Origin of the sequence: Rhodococcus sp. 06-156-4, from assembly GCF_002259345.1 — a bacterium.
Lineage (GTDB): Bacteria > Actinomycetota > Actinomycetes > Mycobacteriales > Mycobacteriaceae > Rhodococcoides > Rhodococcoides fascians_E.
In genome coordinates this window covers 241,773-256,656 of the sequence record NZ_NPGB01000026.1, presented here as the reverse complement: position 1 = coordinate 256,656, position 14,884 = coordinate 241,773, and the positions used below count along the sequence as shown (strand labels likewise).

18 protein-coding genes are annotated in these 14,884 nt (G+C 65.8%); 6 read left to right on the top strand and 12 right to left on the bottom strand.

Features of this window, described 5'->3' with window-relative positions:
- Positions 1-45: 45 nt before the first annotated feature.
- From CH290_RS18685 to sdhC, 4 genes are read right to left on the bottom strand one after another with little or no spacing between them, the layout of a single operon-like run.
- Positions 46-825: a succinate dehydrogenase iron-sulfur subunit gene (locus CH290_RS18685; RefSeq protein WP_019666216.1), complete on the bottom strand. Its 780-nt coding sequence runs from the start codon at positions 823-825 to the stop codon at positions 46-48.
- A gap of 1 nt (position 826) precedes the next feature.
- Positions 827-2,578, bottom strand: a complete 1,752-nt coding sequence (gene sdhA / locus CH290_RS18680; RefSeq protein ID WP_019666215.1) for a succinate dehydrogenase flavoprotein subunit — start codon at positions 2,576-2,578, stop codon at positions 827-829.
- Between the two features lie 16 nt (positions 2,579-2,594).
- Positions 2,595-3,050 (bottom strand): succinate dehydrogenase hydrophobic membrane anchor subunit, encoded by a 456-nt coding sequence (locus CH290_RS18675; protein ID WP_019666214.1) that lies wholly within the window; start codon positions 3,048-3,050, stop codon positions 2,595-2,597.
- On the bottom strand, positions 3,050-3,460 hold the full coding sequence (sdhC, locus tag CH290_RS18670; RefSeq protein WP_094620628.1) for a succinate dehydrogenase, cytochrome b556 subunit: 411 nt from the start codon (positions 3,458-3,460) through the stop codon (positions 3,050-3,052). The genes CH290_RS18675 and sdhC overlap by 1 nt, the downstream gene beginning before the upstream one ends.
- A gap of 268 nt (positions 3,461-3,728) precedes the next feature.
- Between sdhC and CH290_RS18665 the strand changes: the two genes are divergently transcribed.
- The 3 genes from CH290_RS18665 to CH290_RS18655 all read left to right on the top strand — a co-directional run bounded on the left by CH290_RS18665 (position 3,729) and on the right by CH290_RS18655 (position 6,609).
- On the top strand, positions 3,729-4,142 hold the full coding sequence (locus tag CH290_RS18665) for a cytidine deaminase (RefSeq protein ID WP_080748804.1): 414 nt from the start codon (positions 3,729-3,731) through the stop codon (positions 4,140-4,142).
- Entirely contained in the window at positions 4,135-5,415 is a 1,281-nt protein-coding gene (locus CH290_RS18660) for a thymidine phosphorylase (protein ID WP_020112181.1), read from the top strand. Before CH290_RS18665 ends, CH290_RS18660 begins: the two co-directional genes overlap by 8 nt.
- Positions 5,416-5,484: 69 nt before the next feature.
- On the top strand, positions 5,485-6,609 hold the full coding sequence (locus CH290_RS18655; protein ID WP_033190492.1) for an adenosine deaminase: 1,125 nt from the start codon (positions 5,485-5,487) through the stop codon (positions 6,607-6,609).
- Positions 6,610-6,621: 12 nt separating this feature from the next.
- Here the strand turns inward: CH290_RS18655 and CH290_RS18650 are convergent, their stop codons facing one another.
- The 5 genes from CH290_RS18650 to CH290_RS18630 are packed head-to-tail and all read right to left on the bottom strand — an operon-like array spanning position 6,622 to position 10,095.
- Complete coding sequence (locus CH290_RS18650) at positions 6,622-7,884, bottom strand: SatS C-terminal domain-containing protein (protein WP_020112179.1); 1,263 nt, start codon at positions 7,882-7,884, stop codon at positions 6,622-6,624.
- Between the two features lie 15 nt (positions 7,885-7,899).
- Entirely contained in the window at positions 7,900-8,202 is a 303-nt protein-coding gene (locus CH290_RS18645; protein WP_230595720.1) for a YbaB/EbfC family nucleoid-associated protein, read from the bottom strand.
- A complete protein-coding gene (locus CH290_RS18640) occupies positions 8,199-8,540 on the bottom strand; it encodes a hypothetical protein (protein ID WP_020112177.1) in 342 nt (113 codons plus the stop codon). The genes CH290_RS18645 and CH290_RS18640 overlap by 4 nt, the downstream gene beginning before the upstream one ends.
- The gene (locus CH290_RS18635) at positions 8,537-9,709 is read right to left on the bottom strand and encodes a C40 family peptidase (protein ID WP_033190493.1); all 1,173 of its coding nucleotides are present in this window, start codon (positions 9,707-9,709) and stop codon (positions 8,537-8,539) included. Before CH290_RS18635 ends, CH290_RS18640 begins: the two co-directional genes overlap by 4 nt.
- Positions 9,706-10,095, bottom strand: coding sequence for a type VII secretion target (locus CH290_RS18630; RefSeq protein ID WP_230621114.1), 390 nt, complete (start codon positions 10,093-10,095; stop codon positions 9,706-9,708). The genes CH290_RS18635 and CH290_RS18630 overlap by 4 nt, the downstream gene beginning before the upstream one ends.
- A 16-nt stretch (positions 10,096-10,111) precedes the next feature.
- On the opposite strand from CH290_RS18630, the gene upp reads away from it, so the two are divergent.
- Positions 10,112-10,735 carry a uracil phosphoribosyltransferase gene (gene upp / locus CH290_RS18625; protein ID WP_026347964.1) on the top strand — a complete coding sequence of 208 codons (624 nt, stop codon included), beginning with the start codon at positions 10,112-10,114 and terminating at the stop codon, positions 10,733-10,735.
- On the opposite strand, the gene CH290_RS18620 is transcribed toward upp, so the two are convergent.
- Positions 10,717-11,049, bottom strand: coding sequence for a hypothetical protein (locus tag CH290_RS18620; RefSeq protein ID WP_230621115.1), 333 nt, complete (start codon positions 11,047-11,049; stop codon positions 10,717-10,719). The genes upp and CH290_RS18620 overlap by 19 nt on opposite strands.
- 3 nt (positions 11,050-11,052) lie before the next feature.
- On the opposite strand from CH290_RS18620, the gene CH290_RS18615 reads away from it, so the two are divergent.
- A complete protein-coding gene (locus CH290_RS18615) occupies positions 11,053-11,658 on the top strand; it encodes a DUF2797 domain-containing protein (protein WP_230594159.1) in 606 nt (201 codons plus the stop codon).
- A gap of 1 nt (position 11,659) precedes the next feature.
- Here the strand turns inward: CH290_RS18615 and CH290_RS18610 are convergent, their stop codons facing one another.
- Together CH290_RS18610 and CH290_RS18605 are read right to left on the bottom strand one after the other, a co-directional pair.
- Positions 11,660-13,261 (bottom strand): phospho-sugar mutase, encoded by a 1,602-nt coding sequence (locus CH290_RS18610; protein WP_033190494.1) that lies wholly within the window; start codon positions 13,259-13,261, stop codon positions 11,660-11,662.
- On the bottom strand, positions 13,258-14,091 hold the full coding sequence (locus CH290_RS18605) for a purine-nucleoside phosphorylase (protein WP_033190495.1): 834 nt from the start codon (positions 14,089-14,091) through the stop codon (positions 13,258-13,260). The genes CH290_RS18610 and CH290_RS18605 overlap by 4 nt, the downstream gene beginning before the upstream one ends.
- A gap of 74 nt (positions 14,092-14,165) precedes the next feature.
- On the opposite strand from CH290_RS18605, the gene CH290_RS18600 reads away from it, so the two are divergent.
- Complete coding sequence (locus tag CH290_RS18600) at positions 14,166-14,873, top strand: enoyl-CoA hydratase/isomerase family protein (RefSeq protein WP_033190496.1); 708 nt, start codon at positions 14,166-14,168, stop codon at positions 14,871-14,873.
- Positions 14,874-14,884 lie beyond the last annotated feature (11 nt).

Sequence of the window (14,884 nt, the reverse complement as noted above, 5' to 3'; positions counted from 1 at the left end):
CGCGATCAGCGGTGCGGCTACCCGCGACGCCGTGGCGACAGCGGTCTAGCGAGCGAACAACAGTGCGCGCTTGACTTCCTGGATCGCCTTGGTGACCTGGATGCCACGAGGGCATGCGTCGGTGCAGTTGAAGGTGGTGCGGCAGCGCCACACGCCTTCGACGTCGTTGAGGATGTCCAGACGCTCGGAGGCGCCTTCGTCGCGGCTGTCGAAGATGAACCGGTGTGCGTTGACGATGGCGGCCGGACCGAAGTAGCTGCCGTCGCTCCAGAAGACGGGGCACGACGTGGTGCAGCATGCACAGAGGATGCACTTGGTCGTGTCGTCGAACCGGGCGCGGTCGGCCTGGCTCTGGATGCGCTCACGCGTCGGCTCGTTGCCGCTGGCCATGAGGAACGGCTTGACGGCGCGGAAGGCATCGAAGAAGGGCTCCATGTCGACGATGAGGTCCTTCTCGACCGGCAGACCCCTGATGGGCTCGATCGTGATGGTCAACGACTTGGACGAGTCCTTCGGCAGCATGTCACGCATCAGCACCTTGCAGGCGAGACGGTTGACGCCGTTGATGCGCATGGCGTCGGAGCCGCAGACACCGTGCGCACAGGAGCGACGGAACGTCAGGGTGCCGTCGAGGTAGCCCTTCACGTACAGCAGCAGGTTGAGCAGGCGGTCCGTCGGCAGCGTCGGCACCTGGAAGCTGTCCCAGTGCTGTCCTTCGCCGTTCTCCGGGTTGAAGCGGGCGATCTTCAGGGTGACCATCACTGCACCGTTGGGCACGGGCGGCTCGGCGACCTGATCTGGCTTGTCGAGAGTGGGGGCGCTCATATCAGTACTTCCGCTCCATCGGCTCGTAACGGGTCTGGATTACCGGCTTGTAGTCCAGACGGATGTCGGTGAGCAGGCCAGTGCCTTCTTTGTAGGCCATGGTGTGCTTCATGTACTCGTCGTCGTTGCGGTTGGGGTAGTCCTCGCGTGCGTGTCCGCCGCGCGATTCCTTCCGGTTGAGTGCTCCGACGACCGTGACCTCTGCCATCTCGAGCAGGAAGCCGAGTTCGACGGCCTCGAGGAGATCGCTGTTGTAGCGAGTTCCCTTGTCCTGCACGGTGATGTGGTTGTACCGCTCCTTGAGGGCGCGGACGTCCTTCAGCGCGGTCTCGAGACGCTCCTCGGTACGGAACACCGAGGCGTTGTTGTCCATGGACTGCTGCAGCTCGGTGCGGATGTCCGCGACGCGCTCGTGGCCGTGGTCGGACAGAACGAGCTCGAGCCACTCCTCGACCATCTTCGCCGGCTCCTCCGGAAGCGGGGTGAAGTCCACGGAGTTGGCGTACTTGGCCGCTGCGATGCCCGAGCGACGTCCGAAGACGTTGATGTCGAGCAGCGAGTTCGTGCCGAGACGGTTTGCGCCGTGCACCGACACGCATGCGCACTCACCTGCCGCATAGAGGCCGGGGACGATGTCGTCGTTGTTGCGCAGCACCTCACCGTTGATCTTGGTGGGGATACCGCCCATGACGTAGTGGCACGTCGGGTAGACGGGCACGGGCTCCTTCACGGGGTCCACGCCGAGGTAGGTGCGCGAGAACTCCATGATGTCCGGGAGTTTCTCGTCGAGAACTTCCTCGGGGATGTGCGTGACGTCGATGTAGACGTAGTCCTTGTTGGGACCGCCACCGCGTCCTTCGAGTACCTCGAGGACCATCGAGCGCGCGACGATGTCGCGAGGTGCGAGGTCCTTGATGGTGGGGGCGTAGCGCTCCATGAAGCGCTCGCCGGACTCGTTGCGGAGGATGCCGCCCTCGCCTCGCACGGCCTCGGAGATGAGGATGCCGAGACCTGCGAGACCTGTCGGGTGGAACTGGTGGAACTCCATGTCCTCCAAGGGAAGTCCCTTGCGGAAGACGATGCCCATACCGTCGCCGGTGAGCGTGTGGGCATTGGAGGTGGTCTTGTACATCCGGCCCGAGCCGCCCGTCGCGAAGACGATCGACTTGGCGTGGAAGATGTGCAGTTCGCCCGTCGCCAACTCGTAGGCGATGATGCCGGTCGCAACCGGACCGTTGTCCGTCTCGGTCAAGCAGAGATCGAGCGCATAGAACTCGTTGTAGAACTCCACGTCGTGCTTGACGCAGTTCTGGTAGAGCGTCTGGAGGATCATGTGGCCGGTGCGGTCGGCGGCGTAACACGCACGTCGAACGGGGGCCTTGCCGTGGTCACGGGTGTGGCCACCGAAACGACGCTGGTCGATCTTGCCCTCGGGTGTCCGGTTGAACGGCAGACCCATCTTCTCGAGGTCCAGAACGGCGTCGATCGCTTCCTTGGCCATGATCTCGACGGCGTCCTGGTCGGCGAGGTAGTCGCCACCCTTGACGGTGTCGAAGGTGTGCCACTCCCAGTTGTCTTCCTCGACGTTGGCGAGTGCGGCACACATGCCACCCTGCGCGGCACCGGTGTGCGAGCGCGTCGGGTAGAGCTTGGTCAGTACCGCCGTGCGGGCCCGGGGGCCGGCTTCGATGGCTGCTCGCATGCCTGCGCCGCCGGCGCCGACGATGAGCACGTCATAACGATGTTCCTGCATGAATGCTTCAGTTCCCTTAGCTCGCCGAAATGTTCGGATCGAAGGTGAAGATGACGTAGGTGCCCAAGCCCATGATCAGGATCATCGACAGTACGAGCAGCGTCGTCAGCCAGAATCGGGTCGAGTCCTTGCGCGAGTAGTCCGCGATGATGGTGCGCAGGCCGTTGCCTCCGTGCAGCTGAGCCAGCCACAGCATCGTCAGGTCCCAGAACTGCCAGAAGGGGCTCGACCAGCGTCCGGCGACGAACGCGAAGTTGATGCGGTGCACTCCCTCGTCGAGCATCAACATGATGAACATGTGGCCCAGAACGAGGACGACGAGCGCGAGTCCGGAGAAGCGCATGAACAGCCATGCGTACAGCTCGAAGTTGCCGCGGGACTTCCGGCGCGGCGAGCGCGGGTTGTCCAGGCTTGCCGGTCGGTCGTAGGTCTTGCCGAGGGACTTGGCCTCGGATCCGTGTGTCGTTGCCATCAGTGCCCGCTCGCTGTGAACATGTTGTAGAAGATTCGGCCCGCTCCCGGAATCATGACCACGATCCACACCGCGGCGATGACCCACAGCATCAGCTTCTGGTACTTCGGTCCCTTGGACCAGAAGTCGACCAGCATGACGCGGATGCCGTTGAGTGCGTGGTACAGCACTGCAGCGACGAGACCGATCTCCATGAGGCCGACGAGCGGCGTCTTGTAGGTGTCGATGATCGCGTCGTACGTCTCGGGGTTGACCCGGACCATTGCGGTGTCCAGAACGTGGACGAACAGGAAGAAGAACACCAACACACCGGTGATCCGGTGCAGAACCCAGGACCACATTCCGGGATCACCGCGGTACAGAGACCGCTTACGCTCCTTGGCCGGAGCGACTTCCGTCGTGCTACTCATCGAGTGCAAAGCCTCCAACGTCATTGGTGGACGCGTCGAGCCTGGTAGCCGGGGCTTGAATGCCTGGCTCGATTTGTCTTACTCCGGCTCCGAACGGTTATCGAATGCCGCCGTCTTCGAACTCTAAACCCATTGGAAACTTGGAACTAATTCGACTCGAGATTCGTACTGACCTGCATTTCGTTGTTAGGTTTGCCTTCCCAATTCTTCGGGATCGGTTCAGTCGTCTGTGGTGCACGGCGGACTCGCCCGTGATTTGATTGTGAACATGCCTGAAATCGACTGGAAAACGTTGCGAGACAAAGCTCATGAGGTTATGAGGCAAGCCTATGCGCCGTACTCCGACTATCCGGTCGGTGCCGCGGCTTTAGTGGACGATGGGCGAATTGTCACCGGATGCAATGTGGAAAATGTCTCATATGGTTTGGGGCTCTGCGCAGAGTGTGGGCTCGTGTCCAACCTTCATTCGACCGGAGGCGGACGTTTGGTCGCCTTCGCATGTTGCGACAGCCGCGGGCAGAAGTTGATGCCCTGCGGCCGATGCAGGCAGTTGTTGTTCGAGTTCGGCGGGGCCGGATTGCTCGTCGACACCGCATCCGGACCGACCCCGCTGGGGGACCTGCTGCCGCTTGCCTTCGGTCCGGACGACCTCGAATCGGGCAGAGTAGGGAACCATGTCTGACGCAACTTCCGTCATCTCCGCCAAACGCGACGGCCACGAGCTCACCGCCGACCAGATCGATTGGGTGATCGACGCCTTCACTCGGGGCGTCGTCGCCGACGAGCAGATGGCCGCCCTCGCGATGGCCATCTTCTGGCGAGGCATGACGCGCTCCGAACTGAGCCGATGGACGTCGGCGATGATCGCGTCTGGATCGACGATGGACTTCAGCGGTCTGCCCCGGCCCACCGTCGACAAGCACTCGACGGGGGGAGTGGGTGACAAGATCACGTTGCCCCTCGCCCCGCTGGTGGCCGCCTGCGGCGCTGCGGTTCCCCAGCTGTCCGGTCGGGGGCTGGGCCACACCGGGGGCACGCTCGACAAGTTGGAGTCCATTTCTGGGTGGCGCGCGGACCTGACCGGCGACGACATCCACCGGATCCTCGCCGATCCCGCGGTCGGTGCCGTCGTCTGCGCCGCCAACGCGGACCTCGCGCCCGCCGACAAGAGGCTCTACGCCCTGCGTGACGTCACCGGAACCGTCGAGTCGATCCCGTTGATCGCCAGTTCCATCATGAGCAAGAAGATCGCCGAAGGAACCGGCGCACTCGTCCTGGACGTCAAGGTGGGCGCGGGCGCGTTCATGAAGAACCTCGCCGACGCTCGGACATTGGCGGAAGCCATGGTCGATCTCGGAAGCGACGCAGGTGTGCGCACCATCGCTCTTCTGACAGCGATGGATTCACCGCTCGGACTGACCGCAGGCAACGCGCTCGAGGTCGAGGAATCGCTGGAAGTTCTCGCCGGCGGAGGGCCCGCGGACATCGTCGAACTGACGGTCACGCTTGCCCGAACGATGCTGTCCGCAGCCGGAATCGAAGGTGTCGACCCCGCGGACAAGCTGGCCGACGGTACTGCCATGGACCGGTGGAAGGCGATGATCTCCGCGCAGGGCGGAGATCCGTCGGCTCCGCTTCCGGTCGCGGCGGAGTCGCACGACATCACCGCCGAGTCCGACGGTGTGATCACGGGCCTCGATGCGATGGGTGTGGGCGTCGCCGCCTGGAGGCTCGGCGCGGGGCGGGAGCGGCAGGGCGAGCCGGTGCAGGCGGGCGCCGGGGTACGTCTGCACGCGAAGCCTGGGGACCGCGTCACCGCCGGGCAGAAGATCGCCACCCTCTACACCGACACCCCCGAGAAGTTCGAGTACGCGACGGCGGCGATGGCCGACGCCTGGTCTTTCGGAGACACGTTCGAGGCGTCGCCTATCGTCCTGGAACGAGTGGGCGGGTAGCGCGCAGCCGTGGGTGCGGCGCGGGGCCGATGACACGCGAACGTTCGACGATCGCGCTACCGTCGGACCATGAGTACCGCGACCAGATCGACAGAGTCCACCGGCGGGTCGTCGCCGCTCGACCTCCCCACCATCAAGACCGCTCCGAAAGCACTGCTGCACGACCATCTCGACGGCGGTCTGCGGCCGCAGACCGTCCTGGAGCTCGCCGAGGAATGCGGATACGACGGCGTGCCCGCGACGGACGGACAGGCTCTCGGGGAGTGGTTTCGCACTGCCGCCGACAGTGGTTCGCTCGAGCGGTACCTCGAAACCTTCGCGCACACCGTTGCGGTGATGCAGACACCGGAGGGGTTGTCGAGGGTTGCGCGTGAGTGCGCCGAGGATCTCGCCGACGACGGGGTCATCTACGCAGAGGTCCGCTTCGCACCCGAGCAACATCTGGATCGAGGGCTCTCGCTCGACCAGGTCGTCGAGCACGTTCTCGAAGGATTCCGGGCCGGCGAGTCGGCGGCACGGGTGAACGGCAAGAGGATTCGGGTCGGTTGTCTGCTGACGGCCATGCGCCACGCGGCGCGGTCTCGGGAGATCGCCGAGCTGGCGGTGCGCTTCCGTGATCGCGGTGTCGTCGGGTTCGACATCGCCGGTGCGGAAGCAGGCTTCCCTCCGAGTCGTCACCTCGACGCATTCGAGTACATGCGAGCAGCCAACGCGCACTTCACCATCCACGCCGGTGAGGCCTTCGGGCTGCCGTCGATCCAGGAGGCCGTCGCGTTCTGCGGGACGGACCGACTCGGGCACGGAGTGCGAATCATCGACGACATCGACGTCTCCTCCGACGGTGTCCCGAACCTCGGCCTGCTCGCCGCATACGTGCGGGACAAGCGGATGCCCCTGGAACTGTGCCCCAGCTCCAACGTTCAGACAGGTGCAGTCGACAGCCTCGAGAAGCATCCGTTCGATCTGTTGGCCCGGCTGCGTTTCCGCGTCACCGTCAACACCGACAACCGGCTCATGAGCGACACCACCATGTCACGCGAGATGCACAAGCTGGTGAGCACATTCGGATACGGCTGGACGGACCTCGAGCGGTTCACCATCAATGCCATGAAGTCCGCGTTCATCCCGTTCGACGAACGACTCGAGCTGATCGACGACGTCGTCAAACCGGGTTATGCGGTACTCGTCGGCTGAACCGGCCACAGGTCACTCCTTGCGTAGGCGGGCCTCGAATTCGCGTTCGAGCGCCCGCCACGCCTCGGCTTCGACGGCGAACGGCGGACTCGGCGCCAGCCTGTTCGGATCCGGCTCGAGGGTGTACGACACGTACCACCCCAGAGGCGTGGAACTGGCGAGCGCCTCCTCCACCGAATCGTCGTCGGCGAAGTCCGCTGCATCGGTGAACAATTCGACGGCCAGATCCAGCTGGTCGGTATCCACCGAATCCGGACCCTCGGCGAGGTCGTCGGCCAGGCCGGGGAGGACGTAGACGTTGTCGTCGGTCACCTCGATCTGCAGTGAGCCGTCGATCGCGGCCGTCTGAACGTCGGCGAACGTGCTGACCTTGGCGAGATCGTGATCGTGATCGTCGGCGAGGTAGCGGGCCAGCGAACGCTCGGACCCGAACACGGTGATGGACCCGGTGCGCCCGAGGAAGATCGGCTCGTCGTCGATGTAGCACCGCAGGGTGTAGTAGGTGTCCTCGGACGTGATGATGCGTACCGGGTCGATACCGACACCCGCCCAGAAATCGTCCTCGGCGGCGTGCACGGCAATGGGATCCGGATCCTCCTCGGTGTCGCTCTCGCCGTCCTCGGTGTCCTCGTCGGGGTCGTCCTCGCTGAGATCGTCGGCGTCGACGATGTTCTCCGCGGCGGCCAGTAGTTCCGCCTCCGCGACGTCCACGGCCTTGGCGTCGACGTCGGGTGTGGTGACCACCGAGTCGATGGCGTCGATGATGTCGTCCCAGCTCTTGGCGATGGACGCACCGATGCGGTCCCACAGCTTCTGGCCGTCCTTGCCGACGTAGGCGTCGACGCCGAGACCCACCGAACCCAGGTGGGGGTTGCCGGCGAAGAACGAAGCGACAGAGTTGATCTCACAGACGTCGCCGATGGTCTGAACCATCTCGAAGATGGCAGTGAGCTCGGCCAGGACGTCGGAGTCGGGTTCCTCGGCGACGAGCTCCGGCACACCGACCAGATCGAACCGGTGTAGATCGTCGGGCTCGAGCTCGTTCGCCGCAAGCGAGGACACGACCGTCCACGACGGATGGTCGACGAGGTCGTTGTCGTTGTCGTTCCGGATGAATGCGGCGAGGTGAGCAACGGCTTCGAAGCCGTAGAGGTCTTCCTCGTGCCCGAGGAACGCCTCCCACTCGTCGTCGCCCTCTCGCCACTCCGGAGCCCACAGGGTGACGAAGTCGCCGCGGGTGAGACCAAGTTCGATCGGGATGATGTCGCCAGCCATGGCCGGAAGCCTATCTCAGGTCTCTGAGAGGGAACTTTGCATCCTGTCCAAGATCGCCGCGCGACGTTCGAGAGCTTCCCGCGCCGCGTCGGAGGACAGTTCGACGATTGCTCGTCCGAGGTCCCGGGCCGACGTTCCCGTGAGGTCGGGTGCCAGCTCCAGCGCGGTCAACGCACCGCTGCCGTCGACGGTGACCGACACGTGCCCGTCCTCGGTGCGACGTGTGACCTGCAGCGATGCCAGTGCCTCCGACGCGTCGTGCATGGTGTCCAGAGCACGGTCCGCGTGTGCCACGAGCATGACGATCGGATCGGTCACAGTGGTGTCATCCACGACGACGGTGGCTGCTCGGTGTCCATCAGTTCGTTCTCCGCGTCCGCGACGTCGGATGCGGACGGCAGGCCGAGCATGTCCAGGACGTCCCTGCTCATCCCCGATTGTTCGAGAAGTGTTCTCCGTTCGGCACGCGCTCGTTCGGTTGCGCGCCTGCAGAGATCGAGCACCGTGGCAGCCAATTCTGCACCCCCGTAGCGGAGTTCGGCCGAATCGATGTGAATGGACACAGGCAAGCCGGACTCGGATGCACGTACCCGTACCGAGTCGTCTCGAGTAGCCGCCTGCGCGATCATCGGCTCGCTCGTCGTCTCGTCCGTCATTCGGTGGGCCTGTAGAAGCCCTTGAAGCCCATGCCGGAGTTGGTCGTCCTGATCTCGCCGACCTGTACCGGGTCACCTGCTTCCACGAGTTGGCCGTTCCCGATGACCATCGCGACATGGCCGTCCCACACAGCCAGATCGCCCGGCATCAGCTCGTCCTGCCCGACCTGGGTGCCGACGTTCTGTTCCTGAGCCAGCCGCGGAATCTCGACTCCCTGCTCTCCGTACGCCCACTGGGTGAGCCCGCTGCAGTCGAGGCCCTGCCCGGGGGACGTGCCTCCCCAGACGTACGGAGTGCCCTGCTGAGTCAGAGCGCTTCTGACTGCACCCGCGGCTTGCTCGTTGGGAGCAGTCGCGACGCTGCCGTCGGGCAGAGCGACCTGAACGCCGCGGCCGGGCGCGCCGGTGTCGGCTGTCGTGCGGTCCGGAGTTCCGGTGTACATCGACATGCCCGACGGGGGAGGCGATGCGGCCGGACCCGAGGACGGTGAGAGGAGCGAGGACGGTGCGTCGGGCATCGAGGGTGCCGACGCGGACACCGTGCGAAGGAAGTTCTGACCGAACTGGCTTCCCGGATCGGATCCAGGCGCCGCGGCCGTCACGGTCCTGTCCGGGTCCGGGTCCGGGGCAGGGGAGGCGGCGGTGGGAGCAGCCCCGGCGGGCTCGGGAACCGGCGGTGGCGCCGCGTACGCGCCGATCTCCGCTGCGTGGCCGGCGAGCTCGGCTCGCACACGTGCGACGACGGCGAGCGCCCGCTGCAGATGATCGATTGCCGCACCGATCAGCATTGTCGACCCGGCCGGAGTGAACAGCACGGGTGCGGCAGTGGTGGCCACCGCGACGAAGGACTGCAGGATGCCGTGGAGCTCGGCCAAGCCGGCTTGTACCTTGTCGCATGCGCGGTCCACGACGGCCGCGATATCGTCACCGTGCTCGGACAACCCGATCGCGCTCGTCTGCACCTGTCCGGCGAGGTCCAGCGCCGCCGTCGCGGCCGGACCACTCCACGTAGCAGCCAGTTCTCCGATGGCGGATCGCCCGATGCTCTGCACGGAGTCGAGTGCCCGAGACGACGATCTCAGTACATCCGCCGGACCACCTGCGGGAATGATTCCCGACCCGAATCCGCCCAGCAGATCCGTGATCGGTTTCGCCAGCACATCGATCACGCCAGGCTCGCAGCCGTCGACGCATCGGTGGTGTCGTACCCGGCGGCCGACGCGGACGCAGCAACCCCGATGCTCGCGACGGTGCCGGCCAGCCGGGACACCGCAGCGGTGTGGGCAGTGTGCACCGCGGTGAACGCGGCGAGGAATTCCGTCCCGATTGCGCCGAACACCGGCGCGAGCACGGCCGGGCCCGTCGCGGCCGTGGCGGCGGCCGCGACGGCGACCTCGGCCGCCATGGACCCCGCCGTCGACGAGAACGCGTGTATCCCCGCTGCCACTGCCGAAATCTCCGTCACCGGTTCCCCCAGGTTGCTCGAGCCGCTCGATCCGCGCAGGGAAATCCCTACATTTATCTTCGACGCAACCGAGGGCCGATCGGTTCCCACAATTATCCTTGGATCCATGGAAACTCACGTGGTCGAACATCCACTGGCCGCAGCACTGCTCACGAGGATGCGCGACGAGCGCAGCGACAACGCAACCTTCCGCTCCGCCCTTCGCCAACTCACCCACATGTTGGTCTACGAAGCCACCCGCGACGCGGCGATCGAGACGTTCGACGTCAAGACTCCGGTCGCCGTCACCAGTGGCACGCGGCTGAGCAAGCCGCCACTGCTGGTTCCCGTCCTCCGCGCAGGACTGGGGATGGTCGAGAAAGCGAGCGGTCTCATCCCGCAGTCGCGTGTCGGCTTCGTCGGGATGGCGCGTGACGAGCAGACGCACCAGCCGGTGCCGTACATGGAATCGCTGCCCGACGACCTGTCGACGACGCCCGTGTACGTGCTCGATCCCATGCTGGCGACCGGCGGGTCCATGGTTCACACGATCGAATTGCTCGTCGAGCGGGGTGCAGCGGATGTGACGTGCATCTGCGTCGTTGCCGCACCGGAGGGCGTGGCGGCGTTGGAGGCGTCGGGACTGCCGGTGCGACTGGTCGCCGCGAGCATCGACGACGGTCTGAACGAGGATGCCTTCATCGTTCCCGGGCTCGGCGACGCCGGTGACCGTCAGTTCGGTCCACGCTGAGCGTCTCGCTGGTCCTCGGGGTCACCTGGCCCGCGCAGGAGGGTGACCCTCGGTTGCGTGTGCTGGACGTCGAGTCGCGTGAGGTGAGAACGGTCGATCTGCGCGGCGGGCATCTCGGGTTCCACGCGCTCGGTGCCCAGCGCTGGTGCACCGGGCGTGTGGCGTTCGGGGCGGCGCCCGGATATGTACCGTGCCCCGATCAACGTCCCGTGGACAGCGGTAGTCAGTGCGAGGAGTGCGAGTCGAAGGATCCGTTCCGGTTCGTGCACACCGTCCACCGCGGAGGATTCGTGTCGAAGGATCTCGAACCTCATGTGATGCAACCGCATTGGTTGTACATCGCGACGTTCGCGGGCGGAGTGCACAAGGTCGGTACCGCAGCGGATACCAGGAAATGGGGCAGGCTCGCCGAGCAGGGAGCGGTCTGCGCCGAGTACGTGGCGCGGGCCGACGACGGCAAGATCGTACGGGTGCTCGAAGATCGCGTCACCGAGCGACTCCAGGTACGCCAAGCCGTCCGGTCGTCGGCGAAGGCCGCGGCCCTGGCCCTCCCCGTCGACACTGCACGGTTGGGTGCTGCGACGGCGTCACTGGCGACGACGGTGCGCGAGGACCTCGCTCCGGTGTCCGACGACCCCGGGTATCGCGTCGTCACCGAATCCTGGGAGGTGGCAGGGTTCCGCGACCTTGCCTCCGGCAACCGGCTCGCCTACCCCGGCGACCTCACGAGCGGCCCGCACGGATTCACCGTGAATGCCTGCATCGGTCAAACGGCCATCGTGGACATCACCACGTCGACCACGGGACGAGACGCCGCCGACGAGACGTCGTACGTGGTGGATCTGCACGCGCTGAAAGGGCGCCGAATCAGGTTCGGGGACTACACGTCCGACCTTCCCGCCGTCCAGACCGCACTGTTCTAGGTCACAGGTCCTGCGCGAAGGCCCTCAGTTCGTCGAGCGCCGCCTGCGCCCGGACTCGTGCGTCCGCCAGTCCCTCGCGGGAGTCCACGGGTTCGACGACCTCGAGGTACGCCTTCACTTTGGGCTCCGTCCCGGACGGCCTGACGATGATGCGTACGCCTTGTCCGGCGAGCTCCACCGCGTCGGTGCGCAGCGCGCCTGCATTCTGCAGATAATCCGTGACGGTGAGTGGGCGAGGGCCCAAGTCGGTCGGTGGAGCGTGCCTCAGATCCGCCATCATCCGGGTGATCCGATCGGTGTCCTCGACTCGCTTGGACACCTGTGCGCCCGCGTGCACTCCGAACTCGACGGCGAGATCGTCGAGAGCGTCCAGGAGCGTGCGTCCGTTCTGCTTCAGCGTCGCAACGAGATCTGCCAGCATCACGGCAGCGGAGATTCCGTCCTTGTCGTTGACCGACTGTGGGTCGACGCAGTGCCCGATCGCTTCCTCGTAGGCGTACACCAGGCCGTCACCCGCACGGACGAGCCACTTGAATCCGGTGAGGGTTCGTGCGTGGCGCGCACCCCGGGCCGGTGCAAGTTTCGACAGCAACTGCGAGGAGACGATGGTGTTGGCCACCAACGAGTTCGGAGGTGCGTTGCTCAGGATGTGCTCCGCGAGCAGTGCACCGGTCTCGTCACCGCTGAGCATGCGCCACCCGTCGAGGCCCGGGACCCCGATCGCGCAGCGATCCGCGTCCGGATCCAACGCGATCGCCAGATCTGCCTCGATCTCGTGGGCCAGCGCGAGCACGGCGTCGGCGGCGCCAGGCTCCTCCGGGTTGGGGAAGTCCACCGTCGGAAACTCGGGGTCTGGGTCGAATTGGCTTGTCACGAATGAGATGTCGCGGAATCCGGCGCTGCGTAACGCTGCGACCGCGACCTCGCCGCCGACGCCGTGCATCGGCGTCAGTGCGATGCGGATGCCGCGTTCGGTCGAACGTGCCAGGGGCGCAATCGTGTCGAGGTAGCGTGCGGTGACGTCGGAGCCACCGGAGAAGACGATGGTTCGTGGGACGTCGGCGGCGGGACCGACTGCGGCGATCTCCGCCTCGATCTCTTTGTCTGCGGGCGGAACCAACTGCGCGCCTCCACCGAGGTACACCTTGTATCCGTTGTCCGCGGCGGGATTGTGCGACGCCGTGATCTGGACGCCCAACTCGGCGTTCAGGGCTCGCACGGCGAACGCGAGGACGGGTGTCGGCAGTGGTCGGGGGAGCAGGACGACGTCGAAGCCCTGTGCTGCGAAAACCTCGGCGGCTGCCGTTGCGAAGGCATCGGAACCGTGTCGCGCATCGCGGCCGACGACGACCGTGCTTCCGTCGAGCTTCTGCTTGTGCAGCCACGCTGCGATTCCGGCGGACGTGCGGGTGACGACCGCGACGTTCATGCCGTTGGGGCCTGCACGCACTGCGCCTCGCAGTCCTGCAGTGCCGAAACTCAGTGGTGCCGAGAATCGTTCCGCGAGTTCGCTTTCCGGGAGCTCGGCCAGCTCTTCTCGGGTGGCAGGGTCGGGATCGGCGGCGATCCACGCCGCGACCTGCGCCTGAAGGTCGGAGGTCACAGTGCGCCGACCAGGCGGTGCAGCAGCTCGCCCATCCGCTCCGCCGACGCCTTCCCGGCTTCCAGTACTTCCTTGTGATCGAGGTGCTCGCCGGTCATTCCGGCTGCAAGGTTGGTCACGAGGGACACGCCGAGGACACGGGCGCCCAGCGCACGTGCGGCGATGGTCTCGTGCACCGTCGACATACCGACCAGGTCCGCACCGAGCGCTCGCAGCATCCTGATCTCGGCAGGAGTCTCGTAGTGCGGCCCTGGCAGGCCCGCGTAGACACCCTCCTCCAAGGTCGGATCGATGTCCTGGGCCAGGGCACGCAGCTCGGGCGAGTAGGCATCGACGAGGTCGACGAACTCTGCCCCGATCAGTGGGGATCGCGCCGTCAGATTCAGGTGATCGGAGATCAGCACGGGCTGTCCGACGCTCATGCCCTCGCGGATTCCGCCCGCGGCGTTGGTGAGAACCACCGTGCCGACACCCGTCGCGATGGCCGTGCGAATCGGGTGGACTACACGGCGGAGCTCGTGGCCCTCGTACGCATGGGTGCGTCCCTGCAGCAGCAGGGTGTCGGTGTCTCCGACCTTCACGGATGTGATGGTGCCCGAGTGCCCGGACGCCGACGGCGGGGCGAACCCGGGGAGGTCGCTCATCGACACCGTGGCGGTCGGTGCGCCGAATCGGTCGGCTGCGGCCTGCCACCCGGAGCCGAGCACGATCGCGACCGAGTGCGAGGCGACACCGGTCGCGTCGGCGATGGCCTGCGCAGCGCCGGCGGCGGCACCGGCCGGGTCGACCGTCGGGTCTGCAGTGCTGGAGTTCGAGTCAGAAGTTCCCACGGTTGACCACCCTAGGAGATGGGTGTCCCGTGGTTCTTGGACCATCGCATGTTACCGATGGGTAGGATTGCCGCATGCCATATCTCGAGCGCAACGGTGACGTCCACATTCTCTTCCTCGGCGACCAGGACGGTCCCGAGAACAACGAGAACCGCTTCCATCCCGACTGGATCGACCGTGTGCACGCACTGCTCGACGAGGTGGAGGCCGTGGAAGGCCCGGCGGCGCTGGTGACGACGGCGACCGGCAAGTTCTTCACCAACGGACTCGACACCGACTGGCTGTTCGCCAACCTCGACAAGATCACGTCCTACCTCGACCGCGTCCACACGCTCTACACACGGCTGTTGACCTTTCCGATGACGACGATCGCCGCGGTGCAGGGCCATGCGTTCGGCGCAGGTGCCATGTTGGCCACCGCGCACGATTTTCGGATCGTGCGGGCCGACCGAGGGTTCTACTGCCTTCCGGAGGTGAACCTGAACATGCCGTTCACGGTGGGCATGTCCGCCCTCGTCAACGGCCGGTTGCCGAAGCAGACCGCGGTCGAGGCCATGACGACAGGACGCCGCTACGGAGGTGCGGACGCGGTCGCGGCGGGGATCGCCGACGCCGCCGTCGACGAGGATCAGGTGCTGGTCGCTGCTGTCGAGCGGGCCGCCGCGTCGACGAGCACGCGGGGGAAGAGCCTGGCGGGGATCAAGGCAGGGATCCACGCCGACGTCCTCGCAGCGTTGAACATTCCGACCGGTGAGAGCAACTTCAGCTTCGGAAACCAGTAGTGACAGACTGG

Excerpts from the sequence above, each read along its gene's own strand:
- CH290_RS18685 (WP_019666216.1), bottom strand. The coding sequence starts at position 825 with ATGAGCGCCCCCACTCTCGACAAGCCAGATCAGGTCGCCGAGCCGCCC.
- sdhA (WP_019666215.1), bottom strand. The coding sequence starts at position 2,578 with ATGCAGGAACATCGTTATGACGTGCTCATCGTCGGCGCCGGCGGCGCA.
- CH290_RS18675 (WP_019666214.1), bottom strand. The coding sequence starts at position 3,050 with ATGGCAACGACACACGGATCCGAGGCCAAGTCCCTCGGCAAGACCTAC.
- sdhC (WP_094620628.1), bottom strand. The coding sequence starts at position 3,460 with ATGAGTAGCACGACGGAAGTCGCTCCGGCCAAGGAGCGTAAGCGGTCT.
- CH290_RS18665 (WP_080748804.1), top strand. The coding sequence starts at position 3,729 with ATGCCTGAAATCGACTGGAAAACGTTGCGAGACAAAGCTCATGAGGTT.
- CH290_RS18660 (WP_020112181.1), top strand. The coding sequence starts at position 4,135 with ATGTCTGACGCAACTTCCGTCATCTCCGCCAAACGCGACGGCCACGAG.
- CH290_RS18655 (WP_033190492.1), top strand. The coding sequence starts at position 5,485 with ATGAGTACCGCGACCAGATCGACAGAGTCCACCGGCGGGTCGTCGCCG.
- CH290_RS18650 (WP_020112179.1), bottom strand. The coding sequence starts at position 7,884 with ATGGCTGGCGACATCATCCCGATCGAACTTGGTCTCACCCGCGGCGAC.
- CH290_RS18640 (WP_020112177.1), bottom strand. The coding sequence starts at position 8,540 with ATGACGGACGAGACGACGAGCGAGCCGATGATCGCGCAGGCGGCTACT.
- upp (WP_026347964.1), top strand. The coding sequence starts at position 10,112 with ATGGAAACTCACGTGGTCGAACATCCACTGGCCGCAGCACTGCTCACG.
- CH290_RS18620 (WP_230621115.1), bottom strand. The coding sequence starts at position 11,049 with ATGAGGTTCGAGATCCTTCGACACGAATCCTCCGCGGTGGACGGTGTG.
- CH290_RS18615 (WP_230594159.1), top strand. The coding sequence starts at position 11,053 with ATGCAACCGCATTGGTTGTACATCGCGACGTTCGCGGGCGGAGTGCAC.
- CH290_RS18600 (WP_033190496.1), top strand. The coding sequence starts at position 14,166 with ATGCCATATCTCGAGCGCAACGGTGACGTCCACATTCTCTTCCTCGGC.